Genomic DNA, 26,844 nt, shown 5'->3' on the forward strand with positions numbered 1-26,844 from the left:
ATGGTAATTTGCTAAGACACATCTCATTAGATGGTTAAACTATTATACCGTCAAAGCAAATTATTCAACTTATTTCGTTATCAATTATATTTTTTAAGGAGTTTACTTATGAAGTTGATTAAGAAACTATTTGTTGCAGTGGCAGCGATTGCGATGGCACTGCTCACAACGACAGCAGTATCGGCTGCTGGAACTGGTTCGATTACAATCACACCTCCACCTGGACTAGATGCAAACGCTTCTAATACTTATACTATTTATAAGGTATTTGATGCGGATGGGAATGGTTCAGCTATCAGCTACAAACTGAAATCAAATCATTCCACTGCTCCTGCTGGTTTTTCAGTAGATGGTCAAGGAAATGTATCTTATACTGGTACTGGACAAAATGGTCAGTTAACACAGGCTGATATTGACGCCATCAAAGCTTATGTTACAGATGCAGATAAAGTTAAAGAAGTAACTGCAAAAGGTTCAGCTCCAGTAACTGTTGGTGGTCTTGAAAATGGGTACTACTATGTAACAACAACTACTGGTACTGCAGTCGTTATCAACTCTACGAATCCAAATGCTAGAGTTGAAGATAAGAATACTGTTCCAACAGTAGACAAGAAAATCACAGATGCCAACAGTTATGATGCCGATGGGAAAAAAGCATTGGCAGAAGTAGGCAAAACTGTTAAGTTCGAATCAACTATTACAATTGGTGCAGGTGCAAAAGGGTATGTTTACCACGATAAAATGACTGCAGGTTTGAAATACAACAGTGATGTGAAAGCATATGTTGATGGTACGGAAGTTCCTGCAGCAAACTATGAAGTTACAGCTGAAAACGGTGATACTTTCACAGTGAAATTCAAAGATACATATACTGCAACGCTTGAAAAAGGTAAGAAAATCGTCCTTAAATATTCTGCTGTAGTAACAAGTGATGCTTTATCTAAAAACCCTGCAAAAAATACAGCTTCTGTCAGCTACGGTTCAAACGGAAGTGTCAACACAACTCCAGAATCTAAAACAGAAGTATACAATGCTAAGTTCACTGTAACTAAACATGATGATAAGAGTAAGCCGCTTGCTGGTGCAGGCTTTGTTATCAAAAATGCGGCTGGTAAATACTACAAGTATGATGCTGCCACTAAAACTGTAACTTGGGTAGCTGATATTAATCAGGCAACAGAACATAAATCTAATGCAAAAGGTGAAGTTGAAGCATTCGCAGGTCTTGCTAACGGAACTTACACTCTTGTGGAAAAAACAGTTCCAGCTGGATACAACAAAGCAGCAGATGTAACCTTTACAGTTGCAGAACATAATTACACAGCTGCTAACCTTGAACAAAAAGCAACTGTTGTCAACAAACCAGGTACTGAACTTCCTAGAACAGGTGGATTAGGAACAATGTTGTTAACTCTTGTTGGCTCAATTCTTGTAATTGGTGTTGGTGTTCTTATCGTTACTAAGAAAAGAATGTCAGCAAAATAAACAATAAATCTATTATTAAATCTTTTAGGAACCTATCTGTTGGTACAGGTAGGTTTCTGAAGATTTTATAGTTAATCAACTTATTTTTTATACACAGTCATTTTGCAACCAATAAAAAAATAAGTTGATTAACTATAAAATCAAACTGAGTGGTATAATAAACAGTATAACGATGAAAATAAGGAGAAGTGTTGTGCGGAGGAGACCCGTCAGAATGTCAAAAAAGCAAAAGCAGAGTAAAGTTATGAAAAAAGGCAAGTTACAGATGTTCGGTCTGCTAGCTTTGTTTTTTATAGGAGTGGGTCTTCTCGTCTATCCTTCTTTTTCAGATTATTGGAATACATTTCATCAGTCTCGTGTCATTATGAAGTATGCAGATCGAGTATCTAATATGAATAAGGATGAATATGCACGACTGATTAAAGAAGCAAATCAATACAACCAGGAGCTTCAGAAAACAGGGATAAAATGGAATATGACAGATGCAGAAAAAGCGTCCTATAACCGGTATCTTGATTTTGAATCTTCTGGTGTTATGGGTTACATTACCATTCCTAAGATAAATGTTGAGTTACCTATTTATCATGGAACATCGGATAGCATCCTGCAGACATCTATTGGGCATATCGAGGGTTCTTCACTCCCGGTTGGTGGATTAGGGTCACATACAATCTTATCTGGACATAGAGGCTTACCTTCTGCACGTTTGTTTACAAATCTCGATCAGCTTGCAGCAGGTGATACCTTTACATTGACGGTTTTAAATGAAACTTATACCTATGAAGTAGATCAGATTCGAATTGTGGAGCCTACGGATTTGTCTTCATTACAATTGGAACCTGGTAAGGACTACTGTACGTTAGTGACCTGTACACCCTACGGGGTTAATACTCATCGCCTCTTGGTGCGAGGCCATCGTGTAGAAAATGTAAATGGGAACGCCGAGTTAGTTGCTGATGCCATTCAGATTCGACCAATCTATATCACTCCGTTTGTTATCATCCTACTTTTATTTGGACTGTTCTTGTGGTCTAAGCTTCGTAGAAATCGAAGGATATAGTTCTATCTTAGATATCACTGGAACAGGTATCATGGCTTATGTTGAGATTCCTAAGTTAAAGACTAAGCTTCCTATTTATCATGGAACAGATGAGGCTGTGTTGGAAATAGCAATCGGGCATATTCCAGGGACGACATTTCCCATTGGAGGGAAAGGGACTCATGCAGTTATTTCAGGTCATCGCGGTCTGCCTTCAGCAAAGTTATTTTCAAATTTAAATCAATTAAAAAACGGTGATACATTTATGATTCACGTTTTAGGAAGAACGCTGATTTATGAAGTAGATCAGAGTTTGACTGTGAAACCAGAAGATTTGTCTGCTTTAAAAATTGACCCTGTATAAGATTATTGTATGCTTGTGACATGTACACCTTATGGTGTGAATACACATCGTTTGTTAGTTAGGGGACATCGAATATTTAAAGAGAAAGAAAATTCAGAGGCAATCAATAAGTCGACTAGACAGCATCCTTTGTTACATCTTATTCTGATTACGGGAGGAACGATTCTTTTTATTATTTTTGCACTTGTCTATTTTCGACACAGAAGACGACAGCTCAAAATGAAAGTTTATTAAAATATTAAAGGCTGAGAAGAGTGTACTGACCTCCAAAAGTTAGACATAAAAAATCTAACTTTTGGGGATCAGTACAAAAGAGTTCAGTCTTTTTATTTGTGTGAGATAATCTTTGTTATGATAATTGTGTTAGCTTTGCAGCTTAGAAGTAAGAGATTGTAAGAGTCTATTTTGAATTTTTTTATTTACTAGAGAGGATTAAAAGTGATATTTCTTTAGATTTTGTTATAATAGTAAAGAGGTCTATGTTATGAAGAAAATTGTGTTTGTTTGCCTGGGAAATATCTGTCGCAGTCCAATGGCAGAATTTGTGATGAAAGATTTGACAGATGAAGTTTATGTTGAAAGTCGTGCGACTTCGGATTGGGAACATGGGAATCCAATTCACTCTGGAACGCAGGCAATTTTCAGGAAATATGCCATTCCTTATGATAAAGGTAAGACTTCGCAGCAAATATCAATACAGGACTTTGAACGTTTTGATTATATTATCGGAATGGACCAATCCAATCTTCAGGATTTAAAGAAAATGGCGCCAAAGCAATATGCTAGTAAAATTTTCCAATTTGAAGAGAAAAGTGTGCCAGATCCGTGGTACACAGGAGATTTTGATGAAACCTATCAGCTTGTATTGGAAGGTTGTCAAAAGTGGCTGGAGCAGATGAAGAACGAAGATTAAGTAAAAAATGGATACACTAAAAGCATTTTACGAAAAATATAAAATTTATCTTACAAGGCATAATTTAGAGTTGCTAACAGTAACAGTTATTGTCATATCAGCGATTGTTGCCTTTACATCAGGGATTCCAAGTCAAGGGGCTTTGACGTTGGATAAAGGAGCAATCAAGTACAATGGTAGCCTTGTTCGTGGGAAAATGAGTGGACAAGGAACCTTGACTTTTAAAAATGGCGATGTCTATAAAGGGCATTTTAAAAATGGAATGTTTAATGGGCAAGGAACTTTTACCGCTAAAGCTGGCTGGAAGTATGAAGGAAATTTTGTAAATGGTCAAGCAGATGGTCAAGGAAAATTGACGACAGAGGACAATGTTGTCTACAAGGGAAAGTTTAAACAGGGGATTTATCAAAATGCGCGTTAAATGGTTTTCATTAGTGAGGATTACAGGGTTACTTCTGGTCCTGCTCTACCATTTCTTCCAGAAAGCTTTTCCTGGCGGTTTTATTGGTGTGGATATTTTCTTCACTTTCTCAGGCTTTTTGATTACATCTCTCTTGATTGATGAATTTGCCAGAAACAAGGGAATTGACATCAAAGGATTTCTGAGACGGCGATTTTATCGGATTGTGCCGCCGCTTGTGCTAATGATTTTGGTTGTTATGCCTTTCACGCTTTTAATTCGGAGAGATTTTGTGGCGGGGATTGGAACGCAAATCGCTGCTGCATTCGGCTTTATGACCAATTTCTATGAAATCTTGTCCGGTGGAAATTACGAAAGCCAATTTATCCCGCACCTTTTTGTGCACACTTGGAGCTTGGCTTTGGAAATGCACTACTATATTTTATGGGGGTTGGCAACATGGTATTTAGCAAAGAAAAGTAAGAATGTTGGACAATTTCGTGGTGTCATCTTTCTTGTTTCGTCTGCTTTGTTCTTCATTAGTTTTCTTTCTATGTTTGTCAGAGGTTTTTTCTCTTCAAACTTTTCTGTGATTTACTTTTCGAGTTTTACTCATATCTTCCCATTTTTTGTAGGAAGTGTTCTAGCTACGGTTTCAGGTGTGAGCGACTTGGGAGCACCTTTCCGTAAAATAGAGCAAGCGCTTGATTTGAAAAAAACCTTTTATCTACTTGGTGGAAGTTTTGTAGCTTTGCTACTGTTGACTTTTCTTCTGAGGTTTGACAATTTATTGACTTATCTGTTTGGTTTTCTTCTTGCAACGGTATTTTCAGTAGTGATGATTTTAGCAACACGTGTGCTCCATGAGAAGACGCCACATGTTGATGAGCCACCGATTATCACTTTCATTGCAGATACGAGCTACGGTGTCTATTTGTTCCATTGGCCATTCTATATCATTTTCTCTCAATTGATGAGCAATGGTTTAGCTGTGCTCTTGACAACCATTCTCTCCTTTGCTTTCGCTGCCGGCTCTTTTTACCTTTTGGAGCCAACATTAGCAGGTAAAGAGCCCAAAGTATTTGGCTTGAAAATGAATATTAAGCAGATCACAACACCTGTATTTTATAGTTTGATTCCTTTTACTTTGATAACATTGATCATTATGATGATTGCTCCCAAAATCGGTGCCTTTGAAGAAAATTTATTGGTCAATGGACTCAATCAAGCTGATAATAAAATGCAAATCACTCGTACACAAGTTGATCATGCGACAGCCAGCCAATACAATGTTACGAAAGGAACAACTGTTATCGGAGATTCTGTTGCTTTACGGGCAAGCGAATGGCTCAAACAAGCTATGCCAGAGGCTCAAGTAGATGCAGCTGTTAGCCGTAATTTAGCATCAGGATTGGAGGTTTATCAAACAGATATTTCCAATAAAGTGCTTCTGGAAAATGTTGTGCTAGCGTTGGGCGCTAATACTGTTGATAACTATGAAAGTCTGCTCAATCAATTTATTTCAAAATTACCAAAAGGTCATCGCTTAATCTTGGTAACGCCTTATGACGGACGCACAGCGCATGATGGGACCAGTATCGCTGTAAAAACACGTCAGTATGAATTGGAATTGGCTAAAAAATACGATTATGTCTTTGTAGCAGATTGGTATCAGGTAGCTATCGAACATCCTGAAATTTGGTACGGTACAGACTACGTACACTTTGGTTCAGAGTCGACTACAATCACCAAGGGTGGAGAACTTTATGCTCAAACCGTCAAACAAACGATTGAGGAGGCAACGAAAAAAGGAACCGTTAAGAAATAATAGTAAATAAATTAGGAGTCATGGATTGCATTGCGATTCATGGCTTTTGTGTAGCGTAAGAAGTGAGTGTCATGTGAGCGGAGTAAATAAGGCAGCAAAAAAGGCTCTTTGATACAATCTTTTCGCCTATAAAACCTTGGCTCAAGTATGTGAAATATATTTTTTGTGTTTTGAAATTCACAAACAATGCTTTAAGACACAGCAGAAAACACATATTTTGAAACAGATTCACAATATAAAAGAAAAAGTTTGTGAAGTTTACTTGAAAGTGTTTACAAGAGAAAGAAAATAAGGTATAATAATCTTGTGAAAAAATTAACAAAGGATTTTTAAAAATCCTGAGAACCATTGGAGGAACACATGGCTGATAAAAAAACATTAACTCCCGAAGAAAAAAAGTTAGCTGCTGAAAAGCATGTCAACGAACTTGTTCAAAAAGGGCTAATTGCTCTAGAAGAAATGAGAAAATTAAATCAAGAACAAGTAGACTACATTGTTGCAAAAGCTTCAGTTGCTGCTCTTGATGCGCACGGTATCTTAGCTGAGCATGCTGTTAAAGAAACAGGTCGCGGTGTCTTTGAAGACAAAGCAACGAAGAACCTCTTTGCCTGTGAGCATGTTGTTAACAATATGCGTGGTGTTAAAACTGTTGGTGTTATTGAAGATGATCCAATTACAGGTTTGACTAAAATTGCTGAACCGGTTGGTGTTATCTGTGGTGTAACTCCTACAACCAACCCAACTTCAACTGCGATTTTTAAATCTTTGATTTCATTGAAAACACGCAATCCAATTGTGTTTGCTTTCCACCCATCTGCTCAAGAATCTTCTGCTCATGCAGCACAAATCGTTCGTGATGCAGCGATTGCAGCAGGAGCACCTGAAAACTGCGTGCAATGGATTACTCAACCATCTATGGAAGCTACAACAGCTTTGATGAATCATGAAGGTATTGCAACCATTCTTGCGACTGGTGGGAATGCTATGGTAAAAGCTGCTTATTCATGTGGAAAACCAGCCCTTGGAGTTGGTGCTGGAAATGTGCCAGCTTATGTTGAAAAATCAGCTAATATCCGCCAAGCAGCACATGACATCGTTATGTCTAAATCTTTTGATAACGGAATGGTTTGCGCATCTGAACAAGCAGTTATCATTGATAAAGAAATCTATGATGAATTTGTAGAAGAATTCAAATCATATCATACTTATTTTGTAAACAAAAAAGAAAAAGCCCTTCTGGAAGAATTCTGCTTTGGTGCTAAAGCGAACAGCAAAAACTGTGCTGGTGCTAAGCTAAATCCAAATATCGTTGGTAAATCAGCTGTTTGGATTGCAGAACAAGCTGGGTTCACTGTTCCAGAAGATACCAACATTCTTGCAGCAGAATGTAAAGAGGTTGGTGAAAAAGAACCTTTGACTCGTGAAAAATTATCACCAGTTATTGCAGTCTTGAAATCTGAAGACACTGAAGACGGACTTAAGAAAGCACGTCAAATGGTTGAATTCAACGGTCTTGGTCACTCAGCTGCTATCCATACAAAAGACGAAACTCTTGCAAAACGTTTCGGTACGGAAATAAAAGCAATGCGTATCATCTGGAACTCTCCATCTACTTTCGGTGGTATTGGGGATGTATATAATGCCTTCATTCCGTCATTAACGCTTGGATGTGGTTCATACGGACGTAACTCAGTTGGTGATAACGTATCCGCTATCAACCTTCTCAACATCAAGAAAGTAGGGAAACGTAGAAATAATATGCAATGGTTTAAAGTTCCTTCAAAAATCTACTTCGAACGTAACTCAATCCAATATCTTCAAACTTGCGAAGGCATTGAACGTGTTATGATTGTTACCGATAAATCTATCGAAAAACTTGGCTTTGTGCAACGTGTGATTGATCAATTGAATCTCCGTGCAAATAAAGTGACGATTCAAGTCTTCTCAGATGTTGAACCAGATCCAGACATCACAACAGTCCGCCGCGGTACTGAAGCAATGCGTGAATTTGAACCAGATACAATCATTGCACTCGGTGGTGGTTCTCCAATGGATGCGGCTAAAGGAATGTGGATGTTCTATGAACAACCAGAAGTTGACTTCAGCGATCTTGTTCAAAAATTCATGGATATTCGTAAACGCGCCTTCAAATTCCCATCACTTGGTAAGAAAGCGAAATACATTGGTATCCCAACAACATCTGGTACAGGTTCAGAAGTAACACCGTTTGCTGTTATCTCTGATAAAGCAAACAATCGTAAATACCCACTTGCTGACTATGCTTTGACGCCAACCATTGCGATTGTTGACCCAGCTTTGGTAGAATCTGTTCCAGCATTTATCGCAGCAGATACAGGTATGGATGTTCTAACTCACGTTACAGAAGCCTATACTTCAAACTTTGCTAATGACTATACAGATGGTATTGCCCTTCAAACTATTAAGTTGGTCTTTAAATACTTGGAAAAATCTGTAAAAACGGCTGACCCAGAAGCCCGTGAAAAGATGCATAATGCCTCTACAATGGCTGGTATGGCCTTTGCAAATGCCTTCCTTGGAATGAGTCACTCAATGGCGCATAAGATTGGTGCTGTTCACCACACCATTCACGGACGTACAAATGCTATTTTACTTCCTTATGTTATCCGTTACAATGGAACTCGTCCATCTAAAACTACAACATGGCCTAAATACAATTACTGGAAAGCTGATGAAAAATTCCAAGACATTGCTCGTATGCTTGGTTTGCCATGCTCAACACCAGAAGAAGCGGTTGAAGCGTATGCTAAAGCTGTTTATGACCTTGGTGTAGCGGTTGGTATCAAGATGAACTTTAAAGATCAAGGAATTGATGAAAAAACTTGGAAAGATAGCTTACATGATATTGCCGTTCTTGCTTATGAAGATCAATGTTCACCAGCAAATCCACGCTTGCCAATAGTTACTGACATGGAAGAAATTATGGCTGATGCCTACTATGGCTATGCAGAACGTCCAGGACGTCGTAAATAGACAGTAAAGTTTGTTCTAATTTGAATCGTTCGTCATTGTACAGACAATGTATTCAGATTTTTAGACATAAAACAGTTTATCAGTCACCATCTCCCTGCTTTTGTAGGGAGATTTTTCTATTTGGAGAGAGTGTCCTTTCTCTTGCTTGATATTGTATGCGCTTTCCTGTAAACTAGTTGTGAAAAAAGGAGGGCGGTCATGTTTCAATTGTTGGTATTTGATATGGACGATGTCATTGTGGATACGGAATATCTAGATTTTCAATTACAATAAGCATTTGTGTGCTTGTTTAGTTCAAGTCCAAATGAGTTGTCTCAGCAAGATTTTTCGATTTTAGTTGGAAAATCTTATACGGCTCTTTATCGTTGTATTAAACAGCTCAGCCAGACAAGTTTATCTTTGGAAACAATCGATCATCAACTAGACAAGTTTGCAGCAGAAAAATATCAAGAGGTAAACTACCAAGAATTGTTTCAGAAAGCTATCGTGCAGATTCTCTTATATGCTAGGAAAAATCATATAAAAGTAGCACTTGTATCGTCTTTTAGATATCAACATATTATAGAAGTTCTGACTTCTTGTGGAATTAAAGAATATTTTGACTTGATTGTCAGTGGTGAAGATTTTGCGGAAAGCAAGCCTAATCCAGCGATTTATCAAGTTATTTTAGAAAAATTGGATATAAATGTGGGAAATGCTGTAGCTATTGAGAATTCTTTTTGTGGTATTGCTGCTGCTAAGAGTGCAGGGTTAAAGATTATTGCTTATGAAGAAAAGAGGATGCCTGTTGACCAGAGTCAAGCTGACATGGTCGCAAAAGATATGATTGAGATTTTCTCAATACTACAAACCTTGAAGGAGAGTGAATGATTGTGATGCTTTGGGTATCGTTTTCTTGAAACTACTTTCAAGATTTAAGAGAAAAGTGAGCATTATCAGAAATTAGAACCTAAATATCGGATGTTATTGAAAGCGTTTTAAAAAACAGCTATAATAGCACTGTGAGATTGAAAGCGCTTTAAAAATCGATCTACAATAGTAAAGGAGAAGGCTGTCTATGGCAAAAATGACAAAAGACGAGCTGATTGCCAAAATAAAAGATGGCATCATTGTTTCCTGTCAAGCTCTGCCACATGAACCGCTTTATACTGAAGCAGGTGGGGTTATTCCTCTTTTAGTGAAAGCGGCTGAACAAGGAGGCGCTGTTGGTATTCGAGCGAATAGCGTTCGGGATATTAAGGAAATTAAAGAGGTCACTTCGCTACCCATTATTGGTATTATCAAGCGAGATTATCCACCTCAAGAGCCATTTATTACCGCAACGATGCGAGAAATTGATGAACTAGCAGCTCTGGATATTGAAGTGATTGCTTTTGATTGTACAAAGCGGGAGCGTTTTGATGGTTTAAAGATTGCGGATTTCATCAAGCAAGTGAAGGAGAAATATCCTCATCAATTGTTCATGGCAGATGTGAGTACCTTTGAAGAGGGAGCTGCTGCGGTAGAAGCGGGTGTGGACTTTGTAGGGACAACTTTGTCGGGCTACACTTCTTATAGTTTGCAAGGTGAGGGGCCGGATTTTGATTTGATAAAAAACTTATGTGATGCAGGTTTGGATGTTATCGCGGAAGGAAAAATTCATTATCCAAGTGAAGCCAAAACGATTCATGACTTAGGTGTTAGAGGAATTGTAGTAGGTGGTGCCATTACGCGTCCAAAAGAAATTACAGAGCGTTTTGTTGCAGCAGTAAGTGAAAAGTAGGAACAATTTTATCCTAAAAAGGATGACAATAAAAGGAGAAACAATATGAGGATGAAGAAAATACTTTGTTCGTTAGTTGCAGGAGCTGCAATTTTATCTTTGGCAGCATGTGGAAATTCAGGTGGTTCAAACAAGTCAGCTGATTCAGGTAATTCTTCTGGTAAGACAGAGATTACTTGGTGGGCTTTCCCAGTCTTCACGCAAGAAAAAGCAAACGATGGTGTTGGAACTTATGAAAAAGAAATTATCAAAGCATTTGAAAAAGCCAATCCAGATATTAAAGTGAAACTAGAAACAATTGATTTCAAATCTGGTCCAGAAAAAATCACAACGGCGATTGAAGCAGGAACAGCACCAGATGTCCTCTTTGACGCACCGGGTCGGATCATTCAATATGGTAAAAATGGTAAATTGGCAGAATTGAACGATCTCTTTACAAATGATTTTGTCAAAGATGTCAATAACAATCAAATCATTCAAGCCAGCAAAGCTGGTGACAAAGCTTATATGTATCCAATTAGCTCTGCGCCATTTTACATGGCATTGAACAAGAAAATGCTGAAAGAAGCTGGTGTGTTAGACCTTGTTAAAGAGGGTTGGACAACTGCTGACTTTGAAAAAGTATTAAAAGCATTGAAAGCTAAAGGGTATACTCCTGGCTCACTCTTCAGTAATGGTCAAGGTGGTGACCAAGGTACACGTGCTTTCATTTCAAATCTTTATGGTGGTTCTGTAACAGATGATAAGGTGACAAAATATACAACGGACAGTCCAAACTTTGTCAAAGGTTTGAACAAAGCAGTGAGCTGGATTAAAGATGGTTTGATGACAAATGGCTCTCAATTCGATGGTGGAGCAGATATTCAAAACTTTGCGAATGGGCAAACTTCTTATACTGTTCTTTGGGCACCTGCGCAAAAAGGCATCCAAGCTAAACTCTTGAAAGCCAGTGGCGTCGAAGTTGTGGAAGTGCCATTCCCATCAGATAACGGAAAACCAGCTTTGGAATACCTTGTAAATGGTTTTGGTATCTTTAACAATAAAGATAAAAAGAAAGTAGAAGCTGCTAAAAAGTTTGTCAAATTTATTGCGGATGATAAAAAGTGGGGGCCAAAAAATGTTATTCGTACAGGTGCCTTCCCAGTCCGTTCCTCATTTGGAAAATTGTATAATGACAAACGGATGGAAACAATCAGCACTTGGACAAAATATTATTCACCATATTACAATACGATTGATGGATTTGCAGAAATGAGAACACTCTGGTTCCCAATGTTGCAATCTGTTTCAAATGGCGATGAAAAAGTTGAATCTGCTTTGAAGACCTTTACAGAAAAAGCAAATGAAACCATTAAAAAAAGTAAAAAATAAATAATGTAACGATTTCCCTTTTTCTGTTGTTGGTTTCATAAAATAGGAAAAGGGAATTTTTTATCAAAAAGAGGAGGTCAGTATCTCCTCTAGCTAAATGAGGTGTTGAATGTGAAAGTGAATAAAATAAGAATGAGAGAAACGGTGATTTCCTATGCTTTTTTGGCACCAGTTCTATTATTCTTTATTGTCTTTGTATTGGCACCGATGGTGATGGGATTTGTAACGAGTTTCTTTAATTATTCTATGACATCCTTTTCATTCGTTGGATTGGACAATTACTCACGAATGTTTAAAGATCCAGTCTTTATTAAATCTCTCATTAATACGGTGATTATTGTTATTGGTTCAGTACCAATTGTTGTTCTGTTCTCTTTGTTTGTGGCTTCTCAAACCTATAGTCAGAATGCGATTGCACGGTCATTTTATCGGTTCGTCTTCTTCCTGCCAGTGGTGACAGGGAGTGTAGCTGTAACGGTTGTATGGAAATGGATTTACGACCCACTGTCAGGGATTTTGAATTTCGTCCTGAAGTCGGGTCATGTCATCAATCAGAATATTTCTTGGCTGGGTGATAAGCATTGGGCGTTGATGGCGATTATTGTGATTTTGCTGACAACTTCTGTCGGGCAGCCTATTATTCTCTATATTGCTGCTATGGGAAATATTGACAATTCATTGGTGGAAGCTGCGCGTGTTGATGGAGCGACAGAGCTGCAAGTTTTCTGGAAGATTAAATGGCCAAGTCTTTTGCCAACAACTCTGTATATTGCGATCATTACAACAATCAATTCCTTCCAATGTTTTGCCTTGATTCAGCTGTTGACATCCGGAGGGCCAAACTATTCAACCAGTACATTGATGTATTACCTGTATGAAAAAGCCTTCAAGTTATCTGAATATGGTTATGCTAATACCATGGGAGTATTTTTAGCTGTTATGATTGCTTTGATTAGCTTTGCCCAATTCAAGATTCTTGGAAATGACGTCAAATATTAAAGAAAGGAGAGACAAGATGAAACAGAAAAAAATGAATGCCTTTACGGTAATTTCAACGATTATTCTCTTGGTGTTGACCGTTCTCTTTGTTTTTCCTTTCTATTGGATTTTAACAGGGGCTTTCAAATCGCAGCCAGATACGATTGTCATTCCACCTCAATGGTGGCCTAAGATGCCAACATTAGAAAATTTCCAACAGCTGATGGTGCAAAACCCAGCCCTGCAATGGATGTGGAATAGTGTCTTTATCTCGCTAGCGACCATGTTTTTGGTCTGCATTACTTCTGCCTTAGCGGGTTATGTTCTGGCTAAAAAACGTTTCTATGGGCAGCGGATTCTTTTTGCAACTTTTATCGCTGCTATGGCTCTGCCTAAACAAGTAGTACTGGTTCCTTTGGTCCGTATTGTCAACTTTATGGGAATTCATGATACACTAGCTGCAGTTATTTTGCCTCTTGTCGGTTGGCCTTTTGGGGTTTTCCTCATGAAGCAATTTAGTGAAAATATCCCAACGGAATTGTTGGAATCTGCTAAGATTGATGGCTGTGGTGAAATTCGGACTTTTTGGAATGTAGCTTTTCCAATTGTAAAACCAGGTTTTGCTGCCCTTGCCATTTTTACCTTTATCAACACATGGAATGATTACTTTATGCAATTGGTCATGCTGACATCGCGGCAAAATCTAACGATTTCACTTGGAGTGGCAACGATGCAAGCTGAAATGGCAACGAATTATGGTTTGATTATGGCTGGTGCTGCTATGGCAGCTGTTCCGATTGTAACCGTCTTTCTTGTCTTCCAAAAATCCTTCACACAAGGTATTACCATGGGAGCTGTGAAAGGATAAGGAGGGAAAACGAATGATTTTCGATGAATTGGAAAATCTTGCCCATTACAAAGGTATCCATAAGCATTTGGATTGTGCCATTGATTATCTCCTAACTCACGATTTAAGCAATTATGAGTTAGGACGGTATGAGATTAATGGAGACAAAGTTTTCTTCTTTGTGCAGGAAAATGAGCTTAATCAAGAAGAGAATGATGAATTTGAATTTCATCATCGTTATTTGGATTTGCATTTTCTTTTGGAAGGGCGAGAAATAATCCAGTATGGCTATGAGCAAACGGAACTTCGCAACGTTTATGATGCAGAGAAAGATATTGGTTTTAACACTTGCAACCAAGTCTATCCGCTAGTTTTGGATCATCGGAATTTTGTGGCGTTTTTACCCGAAGAAGCTCATCACCCAAATGGTTTTGCTGGCAAGGGGTTGACGGTCAAGAAATGCGTGGTAAAAGTGCTATTTGACTAACTAGAAAAATAAAGGAGATTGAGCATGGAGAACAAAAGCTCTCAGTTAGTGAAATCTATTTTTAATACGGATAATTTATTCATGAGAATTTGTGAAAAAATTCTTGATTTAGTGACAGTCAATCTTCTTTTTCTGCTGTCTTGTCTACCACTTGTTATGATTGGTATTGCCAAAATTAGCTTGTATGAAACTTTGTTTGAAATCAAGGGTGCGCGTCGCGTAAAAGTCACAGCGATATACATGCAAGCATTTAGAAAAAATTGGAAAGTCGGTTTAAAACTTGGTTTGCTAGAACTGCTACTTGTAGGAATCAGTCTATTTGACCTCGTGCTTTTTTGGAGGCAGGAAACAATGCTGTTTCAAATGCTAAAAGCAACTTGTATCGGTGTCATCATTTTTACTAGTTTGCTGTTTTTATGCATCTATCCTTTGGCAGCTAAGTTTGAAATGACGATAAAAGATCTATTACAAACGGGACTGATCATGGTGAGTTTGCATTTCCCGTGGTTCTTTTTGATGATAGCCTTATTAGCTGTAATTGTCTTTTTCCTCTCTAGTTCAGGATTTGTATTGCTACTGGGCTTTACTCTTTTTGTATTAGTTGGCTTTGCAGCCTTAGGATTTTTGCAATTGCCTATTATGGAAACTATTTTTAATAAATATAAACGATAAAACCAATTAACTTGGAGAATAAAATATGAGAGATTTAAAAAAATATGAAGGGGTCATTCCGGCCTTCTATGCTTGCTATGATGATCAAGGCGAGATTAGTCCGGAGCGCGTGCGAGCTTTGGTAGAATATTTTCTTGAAAAAGGAGTTCAAGGCTTGTATGTTAATGGCTCATCTGGTGAATGTATCTACCAAAGTGTTGCTGATAGAAAATTGATTTTGGAAGAAGTAATGGCAGTGGCAAAAGGGAAATTAACTATTATTGCTCACGTCGCTTGCAACAACACCAAGGATAGTATGGAGTTAGCGCGCCATGCAGAAAGCTTGGGAGTGGACGCTATTGCGACCATACCACCGATTTATTTTCGTTTGCCAGAATACTCGATTGCTCAATATTGGAACGATATTAGCGCAGCTGCCCCACATACAGACTTTGTGATCTACAATATTCCGCAGTTGGCAGGTGTAGCTCTGACGCCAAGTTTATATACAGAAATGCTCAAAAATGAACGTGTGATTGGCGTGAAGAATTCTTCCATGCCTGTCCAAGACATTCAAACCTTTGCAGCACTTGGCGGGGAAGACCACCTCGTCTTTAATGGGCCAGATGAGCAATTTTTAGGTGGTCGCCTGATGGGAGCAAGAGCAGGTATCGGCGGAACATATGGGGTTATGCCAGAACTTTTCTTAAAGCTCAACCAATTGATTGCCGACAAAGAATTGGAGAGAGCAAAAGAATTACAATTTACCATCAATACTATTATCGGAAAATTAACTGCTGCTCATGGAAATATGTATTCTGTCATCAAGGAAGTCTTGAAAATCAATGAAAATCTAAACGTTGGTTCTGTTCGTGCTCCGTTAACACCAGTGACAGGCACAGATCGTCCGATTGTAGAAGAAGCAGCTCGTTTGATTCGTGCAGCTAAGGAAACGTTCTTGTAATAAAAAAGAGGTGGATTATGGGGAAATATATTGCCATTGATATTGGTGGAACAAATATCAAATATGGTCTGATTGATGATACTGACACCTTGCTGGAAGCACATGAAATCCCAACAGAGGCTTATAAGGGCGGTCCAGAAATTTTGCGCAAGGTAAAGGGAATTGTAGCACGTTATTTAGAACAAATTCCAGTTGCTGGGGTTTGTATCTCCTCAGCCGGAATGGTCGATCCAGATAAAGGAGAAATCTTTTATGCTGGTCCTCAGATTCCGAACTATGCAGGTACTCAGTTCAAGAAAGTGGTAGAAGAAACATTTGCCGTTCCTTGTGAGATTGAAAACGATGTCAATTGTGCTGGCTTAGCAGAAGTCATGTCCGGGAGCGGAAAGGGAGCGAACATTGCGATTTGTTTGACGATTGGGACGGGTATCGGTGGCTGTTTGCTGGTGGATGGTCAGGTTTTTCACGGCTTTAGTAATTCAGCCTGTGAAGTCGGTTATGTGTATCTGTCAGATGGTGCATTCCAAGATGTGGCTTCAACGACGGCCTTGGTCAATTATGTAGCAGAACTTCACGGAGAAGATCCTGCTATGTGGAATGGACGGCGCATTTTCAAGGAAGCAACAGAAGGAAATGCACGCTGTATCCAAGGCATTGACCGCATGGTTAACTATCTAGGACAAGGGATTGCGAATATTTGCTATGTAGTCAATCCAGAAGTGGTGATTTTAGGTGGCGGCATTATGGAGCAAGAGGCCGTTCTTCGTCCTCGAATTGAGGCTGCTATGAAAGCCTGCTTGGTACCAAGTATCGCTAAAAAAACCAAGCTCGCTTTCGCTTACTATCAAAATACAGCAGGAATGTTTGGTGCCTATTATCATTTTAAAAATAAACAACAATAGATAAAAAGAGCAAGTGAGGTTCTCAGGAAAATCTGAACTCAACTTGCTCTTTTGTTATTTATGTCGTTGGTAGTAACCATTTAATTTTTTATTTTCCCAATAGCTGTTGAAGATTTTTTCTTTTTTCTCCCGATCAATTTCAAGGAAAAAGGCATAGAGTAAGTCAATCACCAGCAACATAGAAAATTGAGCTGAGATGCGCAAAATATACTCTGGTTTGCTTTGAATGGCAACAGGAATGATTTCCGTAAATTGTTGGTCAACTTTGTCTGATTGGCCTGTTACCAATACAGTTTTAGCTCCCATTGCTTTGGCATCCATCAGACTATTGATGATAGATTGGGTTTGTCCTGATAAAGAGAAACCAATCACCAAGCAATTTTTGTCTAAAATACTGGTCGTCCAAGCAAAGCCGTCTTGATCTGTCAAAGCTTCGCAGATGACCCCAAGCCGCATGAAGCGCAGTTTCATATCACGAGCTACCAACCCTGAACTACCAATACCAAAAAAATACACTCGATCCGCTTCTTCGATAAACTGCACCACACGCAACAGTTTTTCTTCATCAATCAATTCCTCTGTCTGTTGTCGAATTTGAGTATAATTTCGCAAAACTCTACGGGACACATCGTGTTGTAAGTGATTGGTTTCTTCTACATTACTTTGCAATTGATGAATATATTGAAAATTAAACTCTCTGTAACCTTTAAATCCACATTTTTTTGCAAAGCGAGTAAGTGCCGCCTGGGAGATGAAAAGAGTTTGCGCAACTTTTTGCGAAGAAAGGTCGTCGTAGATACTAGAAGGATTTAAAAAGTAGTTTGCAATCCGCTTTTCTAAGTCGGTCATGCTGTCAAAATGGCTTTCGATTCTCGCCATAATATGTCGCGTATTTTTCATAGATGTACTCTCTTTACTTGTAGTGATATAGAACAAATGTTTTGAAAAACCTATTTGTATTATAACATAGTTTTACAAAATAAGACGCTGGGTAGCTTGATAAATAGCACACGGTGAAATGATTTCAATTAAGCGCAGAAAAGGAATAAAACTCTGTGACGAATGGTTTGAAAATGTGTTATAATTTACACAAGTAAACGTTACAGCCATTGTATGATACAAAGGAGGTGCAAGATATGACGAATGCTACTCTTGAGCAAATGCAAGAAATTGAGCGAGCAGCAGATGAAGTGCTAGCTGGTTATCAACATCAGATTCGGGAGTTGCAAGACCAAGCTGCTAGGGATTTGAAGCAGCTAGGGCGAGCCTATGATGAAGAAAAACAACAGTTGCTTATTGAGTTAAAGGAACAATCTGAAAAAGAGATTGCTAGCTTGACACAAGACTTGGAAAAAACGAAACAAGAGAACGAAGAAAAAGTCCAAGCAGCTTTGTCAAATAAAAAAGAGGCGTTACTGCAAATGATTGTAGACAGGGTGGTAGAAAAATATGGCAATTAGTCAAATGCAGGAGTTGTCGCTGCTGTTGCCAAAAGAATTGTTGGATGAAATCCTTTCCTATCTGCAAAATCTCCAATCGGTTGAAATTCAGGATTTACAAACAAAAGAGACCTGGAAAGGTGCTTTTGAGAAAGAGTTAGTGTGGAATCCTGATACATCTTTTTCGGAACACCTTCAAGCTTTGACTCGGCGGCAGGAAAAACTCGCACGTATGATTGAAAACCTGCAAGCATTTGTTCCTAAGAAAAAAATGCTGGAAGCATTGAAGGAAGCTCCGTTGGAAACAAGCTTTGTCAGTTTAGAACAGATGGGACAAGCGCGTGACGAAGAAGCGTTTCTTGCGGCGATTCAGCAACAATTTCAAGTGTTGGCAAGAGCACAAGAAGTCAAAGAAACGGCTCAGTCGGAAGTAGCGGAGTTGGAAAAATGGGTAAGTTTAGACGTTACTCCAGTAGCACTTAAGCAATTTAAACATCTTCGTGCGTTTGTTGGAACCATTCCAACCAGTGGAAACAATCAGTTCAATATTCGATTGCAGGATTATCCTAATCTGGAAGTTCAAGAGGTTTTTACTAGCAGTACAGAAAAAGGAATCCTTGTGTTATGTAAAGCAGAAGTTGCTAAAGAAACCCAAGCAGTTTTGACAGAACTTGGTTTCAAGCTGTTTGAATATGCTTTTGAGGAATTGCCAAAGGAGCGTTTGGTAGCATTACAAGCGACGATAAAAGAGCAAGAAGCACTCATAACTTCAACAAAAATACAACTGGCATCTTCAAATGAAGAATTAAAACAACTCAAGTGTCAGTTGGATTATGTATTGAATTTAACTTCTCGTCAAGAAAGCAAGGAAGCTCTTGCTAGTACACAGAATTTGGTTGCCTTAGAGGGCTGGATTGAGCAGGAGCAGATAGAAGATTTAAGAATGGGACTCACGCAGCAATTTGGTGGTGCTGTCTTGCTTCAAATCCATGAAATGACGGCAGCTGATCGACAGCGCGTGCCGACAAAACTCAAAAACAATGCGCTGATTGAGCCGTTTGAGTTGGTAACGGAAATGTATTCGCTGCCGAAGTACGAAGACAAAGATCCAACACCCGTTGTGTCGCTGTTTTATTTTATCTTTTTTGGTATGATGGCAGCTGATATTGGTTATGGTTTGTTGCTCTTTGGTGGAACAAGTTGGGCTTTGAAGGCTCTACATATCAAGTCAAATCTGGCTAAGAATTTACGCTTTTTTAGAATTTTAGGAGTCGGTGTTGCACTCTGGGGAGTCATCTACGGTTCATTCTTTGGTTTCAAATTGCCTTTTGCGATTGTTGATACCAGTACGGATGTGATCACCATTCTGATTATGTCGGTCGTGATTGGGTTTATTACAGTCATGACAGGGCTTTATCTCAGTGGTGCAAAGAATATTCGCATGAAAGACTATGCGGAAGCCTATAATTCAGGCTTTGCTTGGATGCTGATTCTCGTCGGGCTGGCTTTATTAGCAGCGGGTCGATTATTCCCATCGCTTGCTATTGCTGGTTTGATCGGACAATGGCTTGCTATTATAAATGCTGTGGGTATTGTACTCGTTTCTATTATCAGCGCTAAGAGTTTGAAAGGATTGGGGCCTGCATTGTTTAATTTATACAATATCAGCAGTTATGTAGGCGACTTGGTGAGTTTCACGAGGCTTATGGCTTTGGGTCTTGCAGGTGCGAGTATTGGTTCAGCCTTTAACTTAATTGTTAGTCTCTTTCCTCCTTTTGCTCGCTTCAGTATTGGTATTGTGCTATTTATCGCCCTTCACAGTATCAATATGTTCCTCTCCTTTTTATCAGGCTATGTACACGGAGCACGTTTGATTTTTGTTGAATTTTTTGGAAAATTCTACGATGGTGGTGGAAAAGCCTTTAAACCTTTGAAACCAGCAGGGAAATATGTTCGCTACAAAAAGTAGTTCAGCGAAATTGTTTTAATTGCTCAGACAGAATTTTATATCATTGACAATTAGAACAATCAAACAAATAGTATTTACTATTAGAAATGGAGTTTATTTATGCAAGCTTTTTCATCTTATTTTTCAACTTATGGCGGTGCCTTTTTCGCAGCACTAGGTGTGGTTCTGGCGATTTTTCTTAGTGGTATCGGTTCTGCGCGGAATGTCGGCTCGACCGGTCAGGCTGCGGCAGCCCTATTAAAAGAGCAACCTGAGAAATTCGTCAGCGCCTTGATTTTGCAGCTTTTGCCAGGTACGCAAGGCTTGTACGGTTTTGTTATTGGGATTTTGATTTTCTTTAAAGTTCAACCCGAAATGGCTCTCCAAACAGGCTTGGCACTCTTTTTTGCCGCACTGCCAATTGGAATTGTTGGTTATTATTCTGCTAAATATCAAGGAAATGTAGCGACAGCAGGCATGCAGATTTTGGCAAAACGTCCTGAAGACGTAATGAAAGGAGTAATCCTTGCTGCCATGGTCGAAACCTATGCTATCCTTGCCTTTGTTGTGTCTCTTTTAATGGTTTTGAATGTGAAATGAAAATGAGACAGTTTTTAGGGTCTTGAACCATCTGATTTCATAGAAGGAGGCAGATATGGGATTTGAATCTCAATTGAGGGATTCGGTTTTAGAGCAGGCGCATGAAAATGGGCGCCAGTTAGTAGCTAATGCCCAAGCAACCCTTGATCGCGAAACTAAAGAACAAAAAGCACGGCTGAAACAAGAAAAAATGCAACAACGTGAGCAAGAAGTAAAAGTGCTAAAACGTCAAGTACAGCGTGAAGTGCAGCAACTTGAAAATGAAAAACGTCAATCTACTTTGGTGACCAAGCAACGGATTTTGAAAGAATTATTTGCAGGAGCTTATGAGCAGATGGCGGCTTGGTCGCTCAAACAGGAACAGGCTTTTTTGGAGCAGATCTTAAAAAAGTATCCTCAAGAAGAGCTGGTTTTGACATTTGGTTCACGAACATTTGGTAAATATTCAGCCGTTCAATTAGAACAATTGTTAGAGCGTTATCCACAAGTGAAATTAGCTTCTTCAACTGTGAGTGGAGAAGCGGGTTTTCTCCTTTCTCGAGGGAATGTTGACGATAACTATCTCTACTGTTATTTGGTGGATTCTTTATGGCAGGAGGAAAGCTATCGGCTCGCTCAGGCTATTTTCCAAGATAAAGAAGAGTAAGGAGACTGTTCATGAATGACAATACTTTCGCACAAGTTAATACAGAAATTAGTATTCATGAGAGTAGTTTCTTAAGTCCTGCGCAGTATGAGCAGTTGTTGCGAGCTTCAAGTTCTGAAAGTCGATCAGCAGCTTTGGAAGGGACAGCATATAATCCGAATCATGAACAACTAACTGACTTAAATACGATTGAGAGATTTCTCATGAAGCATTTGTTTGCAGAGTATACATGGGCTTTTGAAGTCAGTCCAACATCTGCTTTGGTGGAGTTTTTCACGCTTAAATATACCTATCACAATCTTAAAGTGTTGCTTAAGCACAAGGCAACCGGCTTAAATTTAAGGCATCTGTTGATTCCTGTCGGGTCATATTCGTTAGACATGCTGGAGCAGCTGATTACAACTTTTTCTGCGGAATACTGTCCCAAATTGATGGTGGATGAAATAGAAGCAACTTGGGCAGAATATCAGGATTACCAAGATGTGCGTGTTCTAGAAATCGGAATGGATCTAGCTTATTTCGCGCACTTAAAAAGGTTGGAATCTGAATTTGAAGATGAGCGGCTTAAGCAGTTGGTGCGGTTGACGATTGATTTTTACAATGCAACAACGGTGCAGCGTGCCATTCGTCACCAAAAACCGCATAGTTTTATGACACAACTCTTATCTGATGATGGGTCTTTGACAAGTGCAGAGTGGATTGAGTTAGCAGAAAAAGGGCAACTAACGGACTGGTTTTCTCAAGTAAACCCATTAGAATTTGATGCAGAATTGCGCTCTTATGAAGAAAAAATGCATTTGGGGAAGCTGACAAATCTTGAACTGGAATATTTAGCAGACTTGGTTCCGTTTAAACTCTTAGAGCAAGGACGATTTGAAACAAGTGGTCCACTTCCATTAGCTCGCTATTTATTGGGAAAAGAGCTAGAAGTAAAAAATCTTCGACTTATTTTGACCGGTTTGACAAATCAGCTTCCAGTAGAAAACATTAAAGAAAGGATGAGACCGATTTATGGCCAGTAAAACTTATAAAATTGGTGTGGTAGGAAATCGTGATGCCATTCTACCTTTTCGTCTAATTGGTTTTCAGACTTTTCCAGTCACAGGAGCAGCTGATGCTGTGAATGCTTTACGCCGACTGAGTCGAGAAGATTTTGCCATTATTTATTTGACAGAGGATGTGGCTGCAGAAATCCCTGAAACATTGGCTTACTATGATAAGCAAGTATTGCCAGCGATTATTTTAATCCCGACTCATAAAGGAATAACGGGATTAGGACGGGGACGCATTCGTGAGAATGTAGAAAAAGCAGTCGGACAAAATATTTTAAATTAGAAGGAGCAAGACTTGAGTCAAGGAAAGATTATAAAAGTTTCAGGTCCTTTGGTGGTTGCTTCTGGAATGCAAGAAGCGAACATTCAGGATATTTGTCATGTAGGCAATTTGGGCTTGATTGGGGAGATCATCGAGATGCGTCAAGATGAGGCTTCTATTCAGGTATACGAAGAAACCTCTGGTCTTGGGCCAGGAGAACCAGTAGAAACAACAGGGAGTCCGTTATCAGTTGAGTTGGGGCCGGGTCTGATTTCGCAAATGTTTGATGGCATTCAACGTCCTTTGGCACGCTTTCAAACGGTGACACAGAGTGATTTTCTGGTACGTGGAGTTCAGCTACCTAATCTGAATCGTGAGACTAAGTGGGACTTTGTACCTTGTCTAGCTGTCGGCGATGAAGTCCAAGCTGGAGATATTCTAGGCACCGTTCAAGAAACCGAGCTGGTAGTGCATCGTATTCTGGTACCAGTTGGTGTTAGTGGTCGGCTGACAGCTATTGAAGCTGGTAGCTTCACGGTCGAAGAAGCAGTCTACGAAATTGAGCGTGCGGATGGTTCTGTCTTTGTCGGCAATCTCATGCAGAGGTGGCCAGTCCGGAGAGGCCGTCCATTTGCTCAAAAGCTGATCCCAGAGGAACCTTTGGTGACGGGTCAACGCGTGATTGACACCTTTTTCCCTGTGACCAAGGGCGGGGCAGCTGCTGTTCCTGGCCCATTTGGTGCTGGCAAGACTGTTGTTCAGCATCAGGTTGCCAAATTTGCTAATGTGGATATCGTGATTTATGTTGGTTGTGGCGAGCGGGGAAATGAAATGACGGATGTCTTAAATGAATTTCCAGAGCTAATCGATCCAGTAACTGGTCAGTCAATTATGCAACGAACTGTTCTGATTGCGAACACGTCCAACATGCCAGTTGCGGCGCGTGAGGCTTCTATCTATACAGGAATTACAATTGCTGAGTACTTCCGAGACATGGGCTACTCTGTGGCCATTATGGCAGATTCGACCTCACGTTGGGCAGAAGCTCTGCGGGAAATGTCCGGGCGTTTGGAAGAAATGCCGGGCGATGAAGGCTATCCTGCCTATCTCGGCAGTCGGATTGCTGAATATTACGAACGAGCTGGTCGGGTGAAAACCTTAGGTAGTGACGAGCGCGAGGGAAGTATTACTGCAATTGGTGCCGTTTCCCCTCCAGGTGGAGATATTTCAGAGCCAGTTACGCAAAATACTCTACGGATTGTCAAGGTCTTCTGGGGATTGGACGCTCAGTTGGCACAACGTCGTCACTTTCCGGCTATCAACTGGCTTAGTTCTTACTCACTTTATCTAGATGAGGTAGGGCACTATATCAATCAACATGAACAGTTGACTTGGTCAGAAAAGGTAACCAAGGCAATGAACATTCTTCAAAAAGAGAGTGAACTACAAGAAATCGTACGGTTGGTTGGCCTGGATTCGCTGTCTGAAAAGGATCGTCTTACCATGAATACAGCAAAAATGATCCGTGAGGACTACCTGCAGCAGAATGCTTTTGACGAAGTGGATACCTACACTTCCTTTAAAAAACAAGTAGCTCTTCTTACTAATATCCTAACGTTTGATGAAGAAGCTAATCGTTCTTTGAATTTAGGTGCCTATTTTACTGAGATTATGAACGGTACTGTGGAGTTGAGAGATCAGATTGCCCGCTCTAAATTTATCCCAGAGGATCAGTTGGAAGCAATTCGCAGTTTGGATACCGCTATTCGAGAAAAACTTCATGATATTCTCGCCCAAGGAGGAGCAACCAATGAACGTGATTAAAGAATACCGTACCGTCAGTGAAGTTGTCGGCCCTTTGATGATTGTGGATCGAGTAGAAGGGGTGCATTTCAATGAATTAGTGGAAATCCAACTCCATGATGGAACGAAGCGTCAAGGGCAGGTCTTAGAAGTGCAAGAAGATAAGGCGATGGTGCAGCTGTTTGAAGGCTCTAGCGGAATCAATCTAGGGAAAACTAAGGTGCGTTTTACCGGTCATCCTCTTGAGTTGCCAGTATCAGAAGATATGGTCGGAAGGATTTTCAATGGGATGGGTAAGCCTATTGATGGTGGTCCAGATATTTTGCCTGAGAAATACCTGGACATTGACGGTCAAGCGATCAATCCAGTAGCAAGAGATTATCCTGATGAGTTCATTCAGACTGGGATTTCAGCTATTGATCACCTCAATACTTTGGTACGTGGTCAAAAACTGCCAGTCTTTTCTGGATCGGGCCTGCCTCATAAGGAATTGGCTGCTCAGATTGCTCGTCAAGCTACTGTGCTCAATTCAGAAGAAAATTTTGCAGTCGTTTTTGCAGCTATGGGGACGACCTTTGAAGAAGCCGAATTTTTTATGAATGACTTGCGGGAGACGGGGGCCATTGACCGCTCTATCCTCTTTATCAATCTAGCAAATGATCCTGCTATTGAGCGGATTGCGACACCACGAATTGCCTTGACGGCTGCCGAATACTTGGCTTATGAAAAGGACATGCACGTTCTCGTCATCATGACAGACATGACGAACTACTGTGAGGCCTTGCGAGAAGTATCCGCTGCTCGTCGAGAAGTGCCAGGACGCCGAGGCTATCCGGGGTATCTTTATACCAATCTATCCACTTTGTATGAGCGTGCGGGACGTTTGGTAGGGAAGAAAGGCTCGGTCACACAAATTCCAATTCTTACCATGCCTGAGGATGATATCACTCATCCCATTCCTGATTTGACTGGTTACATTACTGAGGGTCAGATTATCCTGTCGCGTGACCTTTACAATAGTGGTTATCGTCCGCCGATTAATGTGTTACCGTCTCTTTCGCGCCTCAAGGACAAAGGATCTGGCGAAGGAAAGACTCGGGGAGACCACGCGGCAACGATGAATCAGCTTTTTGCGGCTTATGCACAAGGGAAACAGGCCAAAGAATTAGCAGTTGTACTAGGAGAGTCTGCATTATCTGATACGGATAAGCTCTATGTACAATTTACTGAGCGATTCGAAAAAGAATATATCAATCAAGGATTTTATACCAATCGAACGATTGAAGAAAGCCTAGATTTAGGTTGGGAATTGTTGTCTATCTTGCCACGGACGGAGCTGAAGCGGATTAAGGATGATATGATTGACCAATATTTACCAGAAAGTAGGCGGCAAGCTTAAGGAGGTGAGCCGATGACTCGTTTGAATATCAAACCCACTCGAATGGAACTCAACAATCTAAAAGAGCGCTTGAAAACAGCTACTCGCGGTCATAAACTTCTCAAGGATAAGCGAGATGAACTGATGCGTCGTTTTATTGAAGCTGTTCGCGAAAATAATCGCCTTCGCCAAAAAGTTGAAGAAGCTCTAGTTGGTCATATGCAGGACTTTGTGTTGGCAAAAGCTTTGGAAAGCGACCTTATGGTGGAAGAAATTTTTGCTGTCCCTATGCGAGAAATCAATCTCCATATCGAACAGGAAAATATCATGAGCGTGAGAGTTCCTAAGATGCATGCCCATATTGCGAATCCTTACGGTGATGATGAGGGAGATGTAGTTTATAGCTACGTGGCATCCAACAGCCAGATGGATGAGACGATTGAAGATATGAGTAACCTATTGCCAGATCTTTTGCGCTTAGCAGAGATTGAAAAGAGCTGTCAGTTGATGGCGGATGAAATTGAAAAAACTCGCCGCCGGGTCAATGGCTTAGAGTATGCAACTATTCCAGATCTCATAGAAACCATTCAATATATTGAAATGAAGCTAGAAGAAGCCGAACGCGCTAGTCTAGTGAGAGTTATGAAAGTGAAATAATGATGGGAGAGTGTTCAAAAAACTGAGGTAGCCAAATAATGTTGTGTAATAAGTCG

General features: G+C 39.9%; 25 protein-coding genes and 1 pseudogene. 25 read left to right on the top strand and 1 reads right to left on the bottom strand.

The window, feature by feature from the left end:
• Positions 1–108: 108 nt before the first annotated feature.
• The 16 genes and pseudogenes from SCSC_RS00425 (at position 109) to SCSC_RS00500 (ending at position 17,003) form a co-directional block, all read left to right on the top strand.
• Complete coding sequence (locus SCSC_RS00425) at positions 109–1,485, top strand: SpaH/EbpB family LPXTG-anchored major pilin (RefSeq protein WP_006270394.1); 1,377 nt, start codon at positions 109–111, stop codon at positions 1,483–1,485.
• Positions 1,486–1,699: 214 nt separating this feature from the next.
• Complete coding sequence (locus tag SCSC_RS00430; RefSeq protein ID WP_006270370.1) at positions 1,700–2,545, top strand: class C sortase; 846 nt, start codon at positions 1,700–1,702, stop codon at positions 2,543–2,545.
• Positions 2,529–3,122: pseudogene (locus tag SCSC_RS00435) on the top strand (class C sortase); the annotation flags it as partial. The gene SCSC_RS00430 and the pseudogene SCSC_RS00435, both read left to right, overlap by 17 nt.
• Positions 3,123–3,372: 250 nt before the next feature.
• Positions 3,373–3,801, top strand: coding sequence for a low molecular weight protein-tyrosine-phosphatase (locus tag SCSC_RS00440; protein WP_003027217.1), 429 nt, complete (start codon positions 3,373–3,375; stop codon positions 3,799–3,801).
• Positions 3,802–3,808: 7 nt separating this feature from the next.
• Positions 3,809–4,222: an MORN repeat-containing protein gene (locus SCSC_RS00445; protein WP_006270404.1), complete on the top strand. Its 414-nt coding sequence runs from the start codon at positions 3,809–3,811 to the stop codon at positions 4,220–4,222.
• Positions 4,212–6,029, top strand: coding sequence for an acyltransferase family protein (locus SCSC_RS00450; RefSeq protein WP_006270412.1), 1,818 nt, complete (start codon positions 4,212–4,214; stop codon positions 6,027–6,029). Before SCSC_RS00445 ends, SCSC_RS00450 begins: the two co-directional genes overlap by 11 nt.
• Positions 6,030–6,389: 360 nt before the next feature.
• Entirely contained in the window at positions 6,390–9,041 is a 2,652-nt protein-coding gene (gene adhE / locus SCSC_RS00455) for a bifunctional acetaldehyde-CoA/alcohol dehydrogenase (RefSeq protein WP_006270399.1), read from the top strand.
• 279 nt (positions 9,042–9,320) lie between these two features.
• Positions 9,321–9,911, top strand: a complete 591-nt coding sequence (locus SCSC_RS00460) for an HAD family hydrolase (protein ID WP_006270418.1) — start codon at positions 9,321–9,323, stop codon at positions 9,909–9,911.
• Between the two features lie 187 nt (positions 9,912–10,098).
• Positions 10,099–10,803 carry an N-acetylmannosamine-6-phosphate 2-epimerase gene (locus tag SCSC_RS00465; RefSeq protein ID WP_006270386.1) on the top strand — a complete coding sequence of 235 codons (705 nt, stop codon included), beginning with the start codon at positions 10,099–10,101 and terminating at the stop codon, positions 10,801–10,803.
• A gap of 45 nt (positions 10,804–10,848) precedes the next feature.
• Positions 10,849–12,174: an ABC transporter substrate-binding protein gene (locus SCSC_RS00470; protein ID WP_006270395.1), complete on the top strand. Its 1,326-nt coding sequence runs from the start codon at positions 10,849–10,851 to the stop codon at positions 12,172–12,174.
• 111 nt (positions 12,175–12,285) lie between these two features.
• Positions 12,286–13,173 (top strand): carbohydrate ABC transporter permease, encoded by an 888-nt coding sequence (locus SCSC_RS00475; protein WP_037566036.1) that lies wholly within the window; start codon positions 12,286–12,288, stop codon positions 13,171–13,173.
• A gap of 16 nt (positions 13,174–13,189) precedes the next feature.
• Positions 13,190–14,020 (top strand): carbohydrate ABC transporter permease, encoded by an 831-nt coding sequence (locus SCSC_RS00480; protein ID WP_006270401.1) that lies wholly within the window; start codon positions 13,190–13,192, stop codon positions 14,018–14,020.
• A 13-nt stretch (positions 14,021–14,033) separates the two neighbouring features.
• Positions 14,034–14,486, top strand: coding sequence for a NanQ anomerase/TabA/YiaL family protein (locus SCSC_RS00485; RefSeq protein ID WP_006270413.1), 453 nt, complete (start codon positions 14,034–14,036; stop codon positions 14,484–14,486).
• Positions 14,487–14,510: 24 nt separating this feature from the next.
• Positions 14,511–15,158, top strand: coding sequence for a DUF624 domain-containing protein (locus SCSC_RS00490; RefSeq protein ID WP_006270380.1), 648 nt, complete (start codon positions 14,511–14,513; stop codon positions 15,156–15,158).
• A 25-nt stretch (positions 15,159–15,183) separates the two neighbouring features.
• On the top strand, positions 15,184–16,101 hold the full coding sequence (locus tag SCSC_RS00495; RefSeq protein WP_006270405.1) for a dihydrodipicolinate synthase family protein: 918 nt from the start codon (positions 15,184–15,186) through the stop codon (positions 16,099–16,101).
• A 17-nt stretch (positions 16,102–16,118) separates the two neighbouring features.
• Positions 16,119–17,003 (top strand): ROK family protein, encoded by an 885-nt coding sequence (locus tag SCSC_RS00500; RefSeq protein WP_006270385.1) that lies wholly within the window; start codon positions 16,119–16,121, stop codon positions 17,001–17,003.
• Positions 17,004–17,057: 54 nt separating this feature from the next.
• Here the strand turns inward: SCSC_RS00500 and SCSC_RS00505 are convergent, their stop codons facing one another.
• Positions 17,058–17,903: a MurR/RpiR family transcriptional regulator gene (locus SCSC_RS00505; RefSeq protein ID WP_006270388.1), complete on the bottom strand. Its 846-nt coding sequence runs from the start codon at positions 17,901–17,903 to the stop codon at positions 17,058–17,060.
• Between the two features lie 236 nt (positions 17,904–18,139).
• Between SCSC_RS00505 and SCSC_RS00510 the strand changes: the two genes are divergently transcribed.
• The 9 genes from SCSC_RS00510 to SCSC_RS00550 all read left to right on the top strand — a co-directional run bounded on the left by SCSC_RS00510 (position 18,140) and on the right by SCSC_RS00550 (position 26,788).
• Positions 18,140–18,463 carry a hypothetical protein gene (locus tag SCSC_RS00510; RefSeq protein WP_003027241.1) on the top strand — a complete coding sequence of 108 codons (324 nt, stop codon included), beginning with the start codon at positions 18,140–18,142 and terminating at the stop codon, positions 18,461–18,463.
• Entirely contained in the window at positions 18,453–20,411 is a 1,959-nt protein-coding gene (locus SCSC_RS00515; RefSeq protein WP_006270373.1) for a V-type ATP synthase subunit I, read from the top strand. Before SCSC_RS00510 ends, SCSC_RS00515 begins: the two co-directional genes overlap by 11 nt.
• 99 nt (positions 20,412–20,510) lie before the next feature.
• Entirely contained in the window at positions 20,511–20,990 is a 480-nt protein-coding gene (locus SCSC_RS00520) for a V-type ATP synthase subunit K (RefSeq protein WP_003071156.1), read from the top strand.
• Positions 20,991–21,045: 55 nt separating this feature from the next.
• On the top strand, positions 21,046–21,636 hold the full coding sequence (locus SCSC_RS00525; RefSeq protein ID WP_006270374.1) for a hypothetical protein: 591 nt from the start codon (positions 21,046–21,048) through the stop codon (positions 21,634–21,636).
• Between the two features lie 11 nt (positions 21,637–21,647).
• Positions 21,648–22,658, top strand: coding sequence for a V-type ATPase subunit (locus tag SCSC_RS00530; protein WP_006270400.1), 1,011 nt, complete (start codon positions 21,648–21,650; stop codon positions 22,656–22,658).
• Positions 22,648–22,971 (top strand): V-type ATP synthase subunit F, encoded by a 324-nt coding sequence (locus SCSC_RS00535; RefSeq protein WP_006270371.1) that lies wholly within the window; start codon positions 22,648–22,650, stop codon positions 22,969–22,971. The genes SCSC_RS00530 and SCSC_RS00535 overlap by 11 nt, the downstream gene beginning before the upstream one ends.
• Before the next feature lie 12 nt (positions 22,972–22,983).
• Positions 22,984–24,774: a V-type ATP synthase subunit A gene (locus tag SCSC_RS00540; protein WP_003071149.1), complete on the top strand. Its 1,791-nt coding sequence runs from the start codon at positions 22,984–22,986 to the stop codon at positions 24,772–24,774.
• A complete protein-coding gene (locus SCSC_RS00545; RefSeq protein WP_003071147.1) occupies positions 24,761–26,152 on the top strand; it encodes a V-type ATP synthase subunit B in 1,392 nt (463 codons plus the stop codon). The genes SCSC_RS00540 and SCSC_RS00545 overlap by 14 nt, the downstream gene beginning before the upstream one ends.
• Before the next feature lie 12 nt (positions 26,153–26,164).
• Entirely contained in the window at positions 26,165–26,788 is a 624-nt protein-coding gene (locus SCSC_RS00550; RefSeq protein ID WP_003036990.1) for a V-type ATP synthase subunit D, read from the top strand.
• The last annotated feature ends 56 nt before the right edge of the window (positions 26,789–26,844 follow it).

Source organism: Streptococcus constellatus subsp. constellatus, from assembly GCF_023167545.1.
Taxonomy (GTDB): Bacteria; Bacillota; Bacilli; order Lactobacillales; family Streptococcaceae; genus Streptococcus; species Streptococcus constellatus.